Annotated in this window: 11 protein-coding genes; 1 reads left to right on the top strand and 10 read right to left on the bottom strand. The window is 50.6% G+C overall.

The annotated features are described in order from the left end of the window. Positions 1 to 17: 17 nt before the first annotated feature. The 8 genes from folD to QOS46_RS04100 form a co-directional block, all read right to left on the bottom strand. Positions 18 to 878 (bottom strand): bifunctional methylenetetrahydrofolate dehydrogenase/methenyltetrahydrofolate cyclohydrolase FolD, encoded by an 861-nt coding sequence (gene folD, locus QOS46_RS04135; RefSeq protein WP_283607465.1) that lies wholly within the window; start codon positions 876 to 878, stop codon positions 18 to 20. 56 nt (positions 879 to 934) lie between these two features. Beyond that, entirely contained in the window at positions 935 to 2071 is a 1137-nt protein-coding gene (gene lgt / locus QOS46_RS04130; RefSeq protein WP_283607464.1) for a prolipoprotein diacylglyceryl transferase, read from the bottom strand. Positions 2072 to 2087: 16 nt separating this feature from the next. Further along, on the bottom strand, positions 2088 to 3362 hold the full coding sequence (yfmH, locus tag QOS46_RS04125; protein ID WP_283607463.1) for an EF-P 5-aminopentanol modification-associated protein YfmH: 1275 nt from the start codon (positions 3360 to 3362) through the stop codon (positions 2088 to 2090). After that, positions 3359 to 4642 (bottom strand): EF-P 5-aminopentanol modification-associated protein YfmF, encoded by a 1284-nt coding sequence (yfmF, locus tag QOS46_RS04120; protein WP_283607462.1) that lies wholly within the window; start codon positions 4640 to 4642, stop codon positions 3359 to 3361. Before yfmF ends, yfmH begins: the two co-directional genes overlap by 4 nt. 234 nt (positions 4643 to 4876) lie before the next feature. After that, positions 4877 to 5488 (bottom strand): site-2 protease family protein, encoded by a 612-nt coding sequence (locus QOS46_RS04115; protein ID WP_283607461.1) that lies wholly within the window; start codon positions 5486 to 5488, stop codon positions 4877 to 4879. Then, complete coding sequence (locus QOS46_RS04110) at positions 5488 to 6447, bottom strand: M23 family metallopeptidase (protein WP_283607460.1); 960 nt, start codon at positions 6445 to 6447, stop codon at positions 5488 to 5490. Before QOS46_RS04110 ends, QOS46_RS04115 begins: the two co-directional genes overlap by 1 nt. A gap of 196 nt (positions 6448 to 6643) precedes the next feature. After that, positions 6644 to 8035, bottom strand: coding sequence for an NADPH-dependent glutamate synthase (gltA, locus tag QOS46_RS04105; RefSeq protein WP_283607459.1), 1392 nt, complete (start codon positions 8033 to 8035; stop codon positions 6644 to 6646). Further along, positions 8028 to 8876, bottom strand: a complete 849-nt coding sequence (locus QOS46_RS04100; RefSeq protein ID WP_283607458.1) for a sulfide/dihydroorotate dehydrogenase-like FAD/NAD-binding protein — start codon at positions 8874 to 8876, stop codon at positions 8028 to 8030. The genes gltA and QOS46_RS04100 overlap by 8 nt, the downstream gene beginning before the upstream one ends. Positions 8877 to 9138: 262 nt before the next feature. Here QOS46_RS04100 and QOS46_RS04095 point away from each other — a divergent pair, with 262 nt between their 5' ends. After that, a complete protein-coding gene (locus QOS46_RS04095) occupies positions 9139 to 9666 on the top strand; it encodes a nitroreductase family protein (RefSeq protein ID WP_283607457.1) in 528 nt (175 codons plus the stop codon). A 197-nt stretch (positions 9667 to 9863) separates the two neighbouring features. Here QOS46_RS04095 and spoIVA read toward each other — a convergent pair whose 3' ends face one another. Beyond that, complete coding sequence (spoIVA, locus tag QOS46_RS04090) at positions 9864 to 11342, bottom strand: stage IV sporulation protein A (RefSeq protein WP_283607456.1); 1479 nt, start codon at positions 11340 to 11342, stop codon at positions 9864 to 9866. A gap of 42 nt (positions 11343 to 11384) precedes the next feature. Continuing rightward, complete coding sequence (locus QOS46_RS04085) at positions 11385 to 12923, bottom strand: DUF3794 and LysM peptidoglycan-binding domain-containing protein (RefSeq protein ID WP_283607455.1); 1539 nt, start codon at positions 12921 to 12923, stop codon at positions 11385 to 11387. Positions 12924 to 12947: the final 24 nt, after the last annotated feature.

The raw sequence follows: 12947 nt of genomic DNA, 5'->3' as shown, positions 1-12947 counted from the left end.
TCATTGTAATGAAGGCGTCATTCGGTAATACCGCTGTGGTGCTTGGCTGCCTGCAATGTGTTTTGAAGCAGCATCGCTACCGTCATCGGGCCAACGCCACCGGGAACCGGAGTCAGGTGCGATGCAACAGGCTCCACCGAGGAGAAGTCTACGTCGCCGCACAGCTTGCCCTCTTCATTACGGTTCATTCCAACATCGATGACAACAGCGCCGGGGCGAACCATGTCGCCGGTAATCAGGCCAGCCTGCCCTACGGCACTCACCAGAATATCTGCCTCTCGGCAAATTTCGGCCAGATTTGTTGTTTTGCTGTGGCAGATGGTAACGGTGGCGTCCGCATGCAGCAGTACCATTGCCATCGGTTTGCCTACAATGTCGCTGCGGCCTACCACAACACATCGCTGCCCGGCCGGATCAATTCCGGACGCACGCAGCAGTTCCATAATTCCTGCGGGAGTGCAGGGAAGAAAAGCGAAGTCGCCGCGCATGATATGTCCAATATTCTCCGGGTGGAACGCGTCCACATCTTTATCCGGCCGAATGAGGCCGACAAACTGGTTTGCGTCCAGATGACTCGGCAGCGGGAGCTGCAGCAGGATACCGTCAATATCTTCCCGATCGTTTAGAGAATGAATTGTATCTTCCAGCTCCTGCTGTGTGGCAGTTGCGGGAAGCCGGTATAATTCAAAGTAAATGCCGACTTCTTCACAGGCCTTCCCTTTGTTTTTCACATACACTTCAGACGCGGAATCTTCCCCTACCAAAATTACGGCCAAGCCGGGGGTAATTCCCTGTTCTTCCTGCAGTGACTGAATTTTCTCCGCGATGTGTTTGCGTACCGAGGCAGAAATTGCCTTTCCATCAATTAATTGAGCCATAGATAGCCTCCCGTATTTCCCCTTATTTTCCGCTTCTCCACAATTTGAAGCACGGTTTATTCTTTGTGTGTATCGGCAGACTCCTGTGTGGGAGCCTCTTCTATTGTAATCTCTGCTGCTTCACCGGTTTTTTCCGGCGCTGCTTCATTGGTATCTGCTTTTTCTAAAGTGTCCTTTTTAGAATCTGTTTCTTCCAAAGCCGTCGTATCTTCTGCCGATTCCTGCAATTCCGCATCCTCAGAAGGCGCTTCTTCCAGCTCCGACAATTCGGGCTTGGGTGTAATGTTGCCAAAAATGGTGCTTTTCCCATCGTCGGACGCACTTTCCACCACGGCAAAGGTAATCCCGTTCAGAGCCATCACCTTGGGCGACCCGATTCCGGTCAGGGTGGTTCTGTTGCGGAACACAACTAACAGTGCAAGGGTGACCAGAACGGTTGTAGCAGCCAGAAGCTGGGAAACCCGCAGGTTCAGAATTGGGGCAATCAGGCTGTCGGTACGCAGTCCCTCAATCCAGAAGCGGCCCAGCCCGTACCACAGCAGATACAGCAGAAAAACCTGCCCGTCGTATCTACGCAGCTTAGTGGCAACCAGGTGCAAAAGGCCGAAGCCCACTAAGCACCACAGGGATTCATACAAAAAGCAGGGATGAACCGGGCCGTCCACGATTAGGCGTGTACGGTCGCTGATCATGCCCCAGGGCAGATCCGTCGAAGTACCGAAGGCTTCCTGATTTACATAATTTCCCCACCGGCCCACAGTTTGTCCAATCAAAAAGCCGAGGGCGGCCAGGTCGAGAACAGCGGAGATTTTCAAGCCGCGTAGCTTCGCCATCAGTGCGCCGCAGAGCAGCCCGCCGATGATTCCGCCGTAAATGGCAAGACCGCCGTTCCAAATATACAGGATGCTCATGGGGTCCTTCACGTATTGGTCCCCGGGATAAAAAACAACATAATACAGTCTTGCGCCGATGATTCCGCCAATCATGCCGACGATCACGGCATCAATCAGCCTGTCCTGATCAACGTTAAATTTTCTGCAGCTGAACATCAGGTACAAAAAAGCCAGCAGAAACCCCATCGCGATAATGACACCATACCACTGAATCGTAAAGCCGCCAATCGAAAAGGCAGTTGGGTTTATGTTAAAGTCGAGCCCCATTTTGGGAAACTCGACGGTATGAACCTGGTACATGAAAGGTTGCCTCCAATTATTTGATAGGGGAAATCACCGACAGTGCAGAATTTTCAGAAAGGAGCTGTTCCTCCAACCGCTTCTGAACATCCGGCAGTTGAACGGTGGCCAGCGCGTCAATATAAGAGAACAGCTCGCGTTCCGCGAAGGTTAGAGAGATCATGGCATTCGCGATGGCCTCTGCACTGTTGAGCGCGGCGACGTTGCGGCCATACACGGCTTTTCTGGCTCTTTCAAACGCCTCTGCCGGGATTCCTTCCTTGCGCAGGCGCTCAACCTCACTGCGAATTTCCTTTGCGACAGCATCCGGATCTTTCGATTCCCCGGAAAAAATTACAGCGGCATAGCCCGGCCCCTCAAAGTATTCACTTCCAAAAGAAGCGGTGTTAATCAGGTTGGCGTCCAGCAGGCGGCGGTACAGCGGAGAAGCGTCGGAGGCCAACAGCTCCAGCAAAATATCCGTCTGGGCCAATTCCTGAACTGTGCGGCGGCGTGCCGGCTCTTTAAAGCCGAACTGGAACAGAGGAATTGTGACAGAAAGCTTCTGTTCCACACGATTCTGCACTACACCAAGAGGTTCTTCTTCAAAAATTCGTTCCACCTGGGTCAATTCGGAGGGTTTGAGCATTTTATCGCACAGCTCCAGTACACGTTCGGGGTCGATATTGCCAGCGACGCACAGAGCCATATTATTCAGATTGTAAAAGGTATGATAGCAGCGGTACAGATAGTCCGGCGTGATCTCGGCAATGCTCTCCACCGTGCCGGCAATGTCGATTTTCACCGGGTGGTGGTGATACAGGGCTTTGAGCAGATTAAACATGACCCTCCACTGTGGGTCGTCGTCATACATCCGGATTTCCTGGCCGATGATTCCCTGTTCCTTTTGAACGGTCTGCTCTGTAAAATACGGCGACTGAACAAAATCCAGCAGGATTTCAAGTGACTCATACACATTCTCGGTGCAGGAGAACAAATAGCAGGTCATATCAAACGAGGTATACGCGTTGGCGGAAGCTCCTGTTTTAGCATAACGGGCAAAGGCATCCCCGTCTTCGCTTTCAAACAGCTTGTGCTCCAGAAAATGCGCGATGCCCTCGGGAACCGTGCTGATGTCCTTTTCATCGGAACGCCGGAAGCTGGTATCCACCGAGCCGTAACGGGTGCCGAAGATTGCATAGGTTGAGTTACTTGCCTCTTTGGGATAAACGAAAATGCGCAGGCCGCTTGGGTGTTTGATGCTGTAATAGCTGTCTTGCACTCTTTTGTTTGTAATCTTTTCCATTCTCATTCCTCTGCCCCCTCCTTTCCTACCATGCGGTAAACCGTATCCAAAACCACATGATTTGCGGCCTGTACAACCTGTTCCATGGTAACGGAGCTGATTTCTTCCGCCGCTTCTTCCGGCGACTGAACCATTTCGCAGAAGGCCTGAGAAACATACCAGCTTTCAAGGCCGCCCAGGTAATCCCCGACTGTGCGGTAGCTGTTGCCAATGCTCAGCTTTGCGGCTTGAAGCTCTTCTTCCGTCACCTTGCCGGCGCGAATTTCATCCAGCTGACCGAGAATTTCGGTCTGCGCCCGGTCAATATTTTCGGTTTCTACACCGCTTTCAATCAGCAGAATGCCCTTGTTCCAGTCGTAACGGGAAGAGCAGTAGTAGCAAAGACTCAGTTTTTCGCGAACGTTCAGGAACAGCTTAGAGCTGGGCGTACCGCCGAACACGGCGGACATCAGCTTTGTGGAAGCCACCGCATCTTTTGGAACTGCGGCTCCGGCGCGAAGCCCCAGAACCAGCTTGGACTGAGCAACATCAATGGTATCGGTAAATTCACGCAGCTTTGCCACTTCTTTGATGATTTCTGTTTGCAGCTCCGGCACCGGTTCACGGTCGAGCTTCTTGAAGGCGTTCAAAAAGCTGTCGTAAATTGGAACCGGGTCACAGTCGCCAAGAGCCATAATTTCAACACGGGAGGTGCGCAGAACCCGTTCCCACACCTTGGTCATCTCTTCTCTTTGAAGTGCGGTAACGTCTTCTCGGCTTCCATAGCGGTTGATTCCAAAGGCTTCGCGGTCACACATTAACTGCTCACAGCGCAGGCGTGCAAAGGTTCGTTTATCATTATAATCAGAATCGATCATTTCAATCGTCTGTCTTTTTTCCTGATCAAAGCCATCCTGGGGAAACAGTCCGCCTACCAGAGGCGGATCAAACAAAATGCTGCACAGCAGATGGGAAAGTTCTGCAGAAATGCTTTCGCCCTCCAGTGTGTAGCGGTCTGCAAGGCCAGCCACCGCGATGGAAAGCACCTGGACTTCTCCCAGCTTTCGCACATCGGCGTGAATTGCTGCACCGTACATCTCCGAAAGGCGCTCATTCAAACGTGTGAAATCCGGGTATTCCCGGCTGGCACGACTCAATAAAAAAGGAAGCAGCGCGTTTGCTGCCGCCGTTTCTTTCTCCAAAGGCAACATGAAATTGACTGCAATACGCAGGGTTTTAAATCTGGTATCCTGAATACTACGAAAATTTATACCATCAGTTACAGGATACTGCTCTGTTTTTATCATTTCTTTCATCTCCCTATCCGGTAATCAGCAGACCCGGGCAAATACCCAATTTGGCCGCAAACCGCCGTTTTTCCTTATCATTCCCAATTTATATTAGTTTTCAGAACAAACAGGATATCAAAAACAGAATACAGCTTTGATGATTATTATATCACAATGCCTGCTTAGATAAAAGCAACAATATTCTAAATATTTTGTGAATCGAATTAAAAAGCCCACCTTTTTAAGGGAGGGCTAAAAATATCTTCCCTTTTTCAACAAAAGCATCAGCAGGAGGTATCCACTAACAATTAGTAAGGAAAAATTATAACGTGACTGAAGTAATACTAAAAATCCGGCCAGTGCAACAGGAAGAATGATAAAAAAAGAAACGATCTCTACGATTTTTTCGCAGGTTTCTGCCGGGTATTTTCTGCACAATAAAGCGTATAGGGTCTGGCCCCCATCCAACGGGCCTACCGGCAGACCGTTTAAAAGAGCAAGCATTAGGTTAGCCACGCCCAAGTTTGCCAGGTACAACGAGCGAGTCAGCTCATACCCCAGCCAGCAGACCACAAAAAAGAACAGGCTTGCCAAAGGACCCGCCGCAGCGATCCAGGCATCCTGATGATAGGTGCGGCAGCTACCGCTTTTCTGGCAGATTTCAAGACCAAATAAATTCATGGAGAGGCGCTCCGGCGGAGTGCCCACCAGCGACATCATCAGCAGATGCCCACTTTCATGCAAAATCACCGCGACCAACCCGATTCCAGCCATTCCGCTTCTGTCGAACAATAAGGCCAGCGTTACCAGCGCCATAAACCAGAACTGTACCGTAACCAGGCAGCCCCCAACCGTAAAGCGCATCAGAGCGTCCTGTTTTTCAGCAGTGGCTGCGGATCATAGCAGACACCCGATAAAATAAGCTCAAAATGCACATGCGGGCCGGTGGAATCCCCGGTGCTACCAACCAGGGCAATGGGCTGGGAGTAGGTAACGGTGTCCCCCTTCTTTACCAGCAGTTTTTCACAGTGGGCATACCGCGTTTCAATGTGAAAGCCATGGTCGATCAAAATGTATTTTCCGTAAGAGGAATTTTCTCCGCTAAATTCCACTTTGCCGGGCATTGCGGGCACAATTTCACTTCCGGCGTCTGCGGCAAGGTCAATGCCCAAATGATTCTTGCCATCCCTCAGACCAAAACCGGAGGAAATTACGCTGTTTTTTACCGGGGTATCGAGAAACACAGAAACAAACACCGGCGTTTTGGAAGAAACGCTGGTGGTATATGCCACTCCTGAAACAGCGGAGGAAATATCCGGCAGTGAGGATGGCGCAGAAGAAGGTGCGGAAGAGGCCGGTGCGGTCGACTCAGGCGCAGAATAGGCGTTCTTCCCCTGCTCCGCCGGAGAAGAAGAGAAAAACTGTACCCAGGTACGGGTAAAATAATTGAAGGACTCCTGCGCAATAATAGAATTTTCTGCATGACTCAGATACCATTCGCGAATCGTCTGGTAGGCGCTGCCGCCTGTAATTTTCAGCAGCATGGCTGTGACCAAAACGGTGATGCAAATCAGCATCTGCAGAAAAATCAGCAGTTTTTTCGGCTTTTTTTTCTGGCGCGGCCGGTAATCCGTTTCTTCCGGATCTTCATATCCTGACGGCTCCACATAATGGTAATCATAATTATATTCATAGCCGTCCTCATCGGTTCGATCCATCCGGTTGTAATTGCCGTTTGCGCTGTCTGTACTGCTATAAATGTCATCCACTTTCCTTATTCTGTCCAAATCGTCGTCCATTCTGCTGTTATACTTGCCTTGCATTTTTGCATCCCTCCTGTCAACTCTATTTATATGACAGCAAGTACCAAAAGAGAACGCCGGAGCTTTGTCCCCCAGAACAGAAAATCCGTATCAATATAAAAACTATGATTCAAAATAAATGTTTTGAATCATAGTTTTTATAGAAAAAGGAGCCCGCTGCTTACAAACAGCGGGCTCCTCAAAGATCAGAATGAGATTACTTTTTGTTTTTGATGTACTCGTCGATAGACTGTGCGGCGTGTTTGCCCTCACCCATCGCCAAAATAACGGTGGCCGCGCCAGTAACCGCGTCTCCGCCAGCGAATACACCCTTTCGGGTGGTTTCCAGCGTTTCTTCATTGACAATCAGGCAACCATGACGGTTTGTCTCAAGACCCTCCGTCGTTCTCTGGAGCAGCGGGTTCGGCGAATTGCCGATGGCCATAACAACGCAGTCCACGGGAATGCGGAAATTTGAGCCTTCCATCTCCACCGGTTTGCGGCGGCCGCTTGCATCAGGCTCGCCAAGCTCCATACGGATGCACTCGATTTCGGTCACTCTGCCATTTTCATCGCCATGAACAGCAACCGGATTGGTCAGCAGACGGAAGTCGATCTCTTCTTCCTTGGCATGGTGGATTTCTTCGCGGCGGGCAGGCATCTGCTCCTCTGCACGGCGATATACAATGTATACGTTTTCGGCTCCCAGACGCTTCGCACTGCGGGCTGCATCCATCGCAACGTTTCCGCCGCCGCACACGGCAACATTCTTCGGGCGAACGATGGGAGTATCATATCCCTCTTTATACGCCTTCATCAGATTAATACGGGTTAAAAACTCGTTGGCGGAATATACGCCGACAAGGCCCTCGCCCGGGATTTTCATAAAGCTCGGCAGTCCGGCTCCGGAGCCGATAAAGATGGACTCAAAGCCCATTTCGAACAGCTCGTCCACAGAAAGAACCTTGCCGATTACCATATCGGTTTCGATGGTTACTCCATTGGATTTCAGCAGGTCGATTTCCTTCTGCACAATTTCTTTTGGCAGACGAAACTGTGGGATGCCGTACATCAGCACGCCGCCCGCGATATGCAAAGCCTCGAACACGGTGACGGAATAGCCCAGCGCGTTCAGGTCGCCAGCGCAGGTCAGGCCTGCGGGGCCGGCACCGATGATGGCAACCTTATGTCCGTTTCGCTCTGTTTTTACGGGTTTTCTCTCCCGATTATTCATGTACCAGTCGGCAACATAGCGCTCAAGGCGGCCGATTCCGACCGGCTCGTGCTTGATGCCGCGCACGCATTTAGCTTCACATTGTGTTTCCTGAGGGCAAACACGGCCGCATACAGCGGGCAGAGAGCTTGTAGAAGTAATCACGTGATAGGCTTGCTCCAGGTCACCCTCTGTAATGCAGCGGATGAATTCAGGAATTTGGATATTCACGGGACATCCACTGACACAAGGCTTGTTCTTACACTGTAGGCAGCGCTGCGCTTCTTCCAAAGCCATTTCGTCCGTGTAGCCGAGAGTAACCTCTTCAAAATTATGATTACGCACCAGCGGATCCTGCTCCGGCATCGGTGTTTTTTTCGGATTCATGTTAGCCATTCTTTGCACCCTCCATCAGATGACAGTTATAGTCGCGGGTCGCGCTCGCTTCCTCTTCCCTGTAAGTTCTGGTGCGAAGGATTGCTTCGTCAAAATCCACCAGATGACCGTCAAAGTCCGGGCCGTCCACACAAGCGAATTTGGTTTCTCCGCCTACCGTTACACGGCAGCCGCCACACATGCCGGTGCCGTCGATCATAATCGGATTCATGCTGATGATTGTCTTGATGCCGTAAGGCTTTGTCAAATTGCTGACGGCCCGCATCATGGGCAGCGGACCAATCGCGACAACCAGATCGTAATTGGCTCCGGCTTCGATCTGCGCTTTCAAAGCATCGGTAACAAAACCTTTATTTCCGTTCGAGCCATCGTCGGTCATCAGAAACAGATTGTTGCTGGCCGCGCGCATTTCATCCTCAAGAATGATAATATCCTGACTGCGAAAACCGGCGATCATATCGACATGGGCGCCCATTTCATGCAGGGCCTTCGCCTGCGGGTACGCAATCGCGCAGCCTGCGCCGCCGCCAATCACCGCAGCTTTCTTGTAGCCCTCCAAATGAGAGGCTGTGCCGAGAGGCCCAATGAAATCCAGAATATTGTCCCCTTCCTCCAACTGATCCAGCAGCAGAGTGGTTTTACCAACCTTCTGAAAAATGATGGTAATCGTACCCTTTTCACGGTCGTAATCAGCAATAGTCAGCGGAATTCTTTCACCGTATTCATTGACGCGCAGGATGATAAACTGCCCGGCTTTCGCTTTTTTTGCGATAAACGGAGCGCCTACTTCCATTAAAGTCATAGAATCGTTTAGTCTACGCTTTTTTAAGATTGGGAACATTCTGCCACTTCCTTTTATAGAGTATTGACCAGTGCAATGTGAGCCACAGTGCGTATGGCAATGATTGCAAAAGATATCCTTTTAACAACTCTATTATAGCGTCCTAGTTCTTTAAATGCAAGAAAACTCATATGGCAGAAGCACCAAAAAGAAACGGGGATTCTTGCATCTCCAAAAGAAACGGGATATAATTGTTATAAAAAGTGCCAAAGTCATTTGGATTAAAAGCAACGAAACCCTTTTTAAAATAGGAGGCTATAATATGAATTTTTTAGAACTCGCCAAGGACAGATATTCCCTTCGGAAATTCAGCGAGAGGCCTGTGGAACAGGACAAGCTGAATTTGATTTTAGAGGCGGGCCGAATCGCTCCCACCGCACATAACAATCAGCCGCAGAGAATTCTGGTGCTGAATACTCCCGAGGAAATGGAACGCCTGACCGCGTGCTGCCCGTTCCGTTTTCAGCAGACCCTGGCTCTTGTGGTATGCTATGAAAAAGAGGCAAGCTGGAAGCGTGCAGAGTTCGACAACGCCGACAGCGGCGAGGTCGATATGGGCATTGTCGGAACACACATGATACTTGCGGCCCAGGAGCTGGGGATCGGCTCCACCTGGGTGATGCATTTTGATCCGAAGGCGGTGCGCCGGGAGTTCCATATTCCCGAAGCGTTTGTTCCCACTGCGATTCTGATGATGGGCTATCCCCGTGAAGACGCAAAGCCCAGCAGGCTGCATAACGACCGCTTCGAGCTTTCCAAAACGGTATTTTACCACACCTTTCAGGGATAATACCGTCGTCAAGTTTTCTTCCCTTGCTTTGACAGGGGATAAAGAAACTGGCATTTTGTTGTGGTGTATGGCTGCAAAATAACAAAGAAAAACCGCGCTTTGCTTTGGCCTGATGATGACCAAAGCAAAGCGCGGTTTTCTCTGTTTGGGGTGAAATGAATCAACTCGCTCCTCGGGAGCGAAGTGATCGCGTTGCGTTATAGAATGATGCAAATGAGTCCGTTGCAGCCGTCGTTGATAATTCGTTCGATCGTTTCCTTCATCTTGTCACGCGCGTCGGCCGGCATGCGGTACAGCTTGTTATGCATTCCCTCGTTGACCAGCTCATGCAGGGATTTGCCGAAAATATTCGACTCCCAGATTTTTCCGGGGCTTTCCTCAAACTCCTTCATCATGTACATGACAAGCTCTTCGGATTGCTGCTCGGAGCCTACGATGGGTGTCAGCTCGGTTGTGATTCTGGTGCGGATCATATGAACCGAAGGTGCGGCTGCTTTGAGGCGGATGCCGTATTTGCCGCCCTGCTTGATGATTTCCGGCTCTTCCAGACTCAGTTCGTCAATCGTCGGCATCACGATTCCGTAGCCGGTATCCAGAACATCCTGGTAGGCGTCGCGAATTTTATCATACTCCATCTTAATCCTTGCCAGCTCCAGAACAGACGAAAGCAGTTCGCCCTCGTTGTGAAGCTCCAGCCCCGTCTGCTCGCCGAGAATACGGTAGAACAGGTCGGTTTTCAGCTGGATTCCAACTCTGGCACAGCCGGTTCCCAGATCAACGGAAAGGGTTTGTGCGGCGCTGACATGCTCACATTTCGAAACATCGTCCACCAGGCCGCCAACCTCGCGGATGCGAGAGATTTTCGTGGCGGACTGCTGAATGATCTGGAAGATCGCAGAGCGCAGCCAATGTTTCTTGTCGAGTGTGGAAAGCCAATGCGGCATTTCAATTTTGATCTCTTTGACCGGGAACTCAAACAAAATCTTTGCCAGAACCTCGCGGATTTCCTTTTCGTTCAGTTCGAGGCAGTTGACCGGCTGCACGGGAACCTTATATTTTTTCTGCATGTTTTCCGCCAGAGCTTGAGACTCCGGCGCGGTAGGATTTGTGCAGTTCAGAAGCATGATGAAGGGCTTTTTGATCTCTTTGAGCTCCGAAACGACACGCTCTTCCGCCTCTTCATACTCTTCCCGGGGAATTTCGCTGATGCTGCCGTCTGTTGTGATGAGCAGCCCGATCGTGGAATGCTCCGTAATCACCTTTTGCGTGCCGATTTCCGCCGCCATATTGAAGGGGATCGGCTCGTCGTACCATGGGGTGCGAATCATGCGTGGCAGATCATTTTCAATATACCCCAGCGCGCTGGGAACGATGTACCCCACACAGTCGATCATGCGCACGCGGAACGTCGCGCTGTCGTCAATATGTACGGTAACCGCCTGCTCCGGAATAAACTTGGGTTCCGTCGTCATAATAGTGCGGCCCGCGGCAGACTGAGGCATTTCATCAATCGCGCGATCACGCCGGCTGTTTTCGTCCATATTGGGGATTACGATGGTATCCATGAATTTTTTGATAAAGGTAGATTTGCCCGTGCGAACCGGACCGACCACACCAATATAAATATCACCGTTGGTGCGTTCCGAAATATCTTGATAAATATTGCGCTCTTCCATTTTACCTCCCCCTCAGGCAGAGAATTTTATTTTTGGGATCGCTTACATTGGTATTAAAAGCATCCCCCTATTCTCAGCAAAATCTTCCTCCAGCTCATTTTCTTTCTGAATTGCAGAGACCGACGTGCAGTAGCGGCGGGCAATCTCCCAAAGGCTTTCTCCCGCGTCTGCAAAATAGATGGTCAAAGCAGCAGAGGTATCTTTTTTGCGCGTTTTGGTTTCGTCTGCGCTTGCACCTGCAATCATTCTGTGGCTGCTGGATTGGAACACGGCGGCGGTCAGCTTCAGCTCGGCTTTTACCTCAATGCCTGTGCCGCCGGTAATACGGAAGCTGATATTGCTGACCTCTACCCGGGGAGCACAGAAAACTCCACCCTCTTTTTTGCGCCACTCATGGCTGCCGGTGAAATCGACGACCCGTTCAAAATAGAAAGGCTTTTCCTGTGCGTTGAGTGCGAGAATACACAGATTCAGCTTACCGGTAAAACGAATTTGGTTCTCTTCTTCCTCTGCGGAAACACTGCTGATTTCATTCCAAACATCGATAACCTTTGTGATTCCGCCTTCGCCGATGTCGAAGCTGTTCTTTTGCGTAACAGAATCGCTGATCATCTCGATCAGCCGGAAGACCGGTTTCGATTGCGCCTGGGTTTCCAGGTCAAACTGAGTGGAATAGGCGTCCGTTACAATGGCGATTTCGGTGTCTTCGTATGCCATCAGGTTGGCAGCCAGGCGGATTTCGGCTTCAAACAGTGTGTTTTCTCCGGATGAGTCACTTTTGATTTGTAGGTCATTGCTCAGCACATTGACGCTGACATCGCAGACGTTCCCCTCCTCCAACCCGTCGCCATCCACCATTTGGCTGTATGGAATCACGTATTCCATCGCCTCGGGAAGCATATCGTCCGATTCGGGAGCATACAAAAGCTTAACGCTCACTTCTCCCTTAACAATCAGCTTGCCGGAAACCACCTTGTAATCCGAAATATTTGCCGTGGCGCCGGAGCGAATGATTGTATTGGCCGGCGGCTTGCTGTCGCTGATCTCCAACACCTCAGAAACAGAAAACTGCTGCTGCGCAATCGACGTCACCTGACTGGCCGGGATTTGCTCCTGCTTTTGCTGAACATCTTCCCCTTCAATATTGCTTACGAAGTCATTGTTTACCTTTTCGGCTACCTTGGCGCAAATGGAAAATGCCCCGTGAATATCCAAACGGCGCGGGCTTGTCGCCCGGCAGTTGATGTATTCCACACGCGAGCTGGTAAATATCACAGCGTTATCGGCCTGCTTTTTCAGCGGGATTGATGCAGAAAACGGTTTGACATTTTCACAGCACCGGATACAGCCACCGCCGGAATCCAGATAGATTACCTTAATCGCTGCAGAGCCCTCTATTTCCAGGTGATCCCCGATGATGCTCCTGCTGGTAATGCGGGGGCAAACCTGGCATTTCAGGATGCGTTGAATATCCGGGCAATAATCAGGAAGGCTGAAATCCAGGTCGATCGGCTGTTCCTGGCAGCCGTCAAATATGATCTCACTTGCGCAGATGGACTGCCGGTTGAGTGTATACTCCATAGAGTTTCTCTCCTTTTCCTGTTT

The organism is Faecalispora anaeroviscerum, from assembly GCF_947568225.1.
Classification (GTDB): Bacteria; Bacillota; Clostridia; order Oscillospirales; family Acutalibacteraceae; genus Faecalispora; species Faecalispora anaeroviscerum.
The sequence above is the reverse complement of the archived record's forward strand: the minus strand, read 5'-3'. Positions and strand labels throughout refer to the sequence as shown.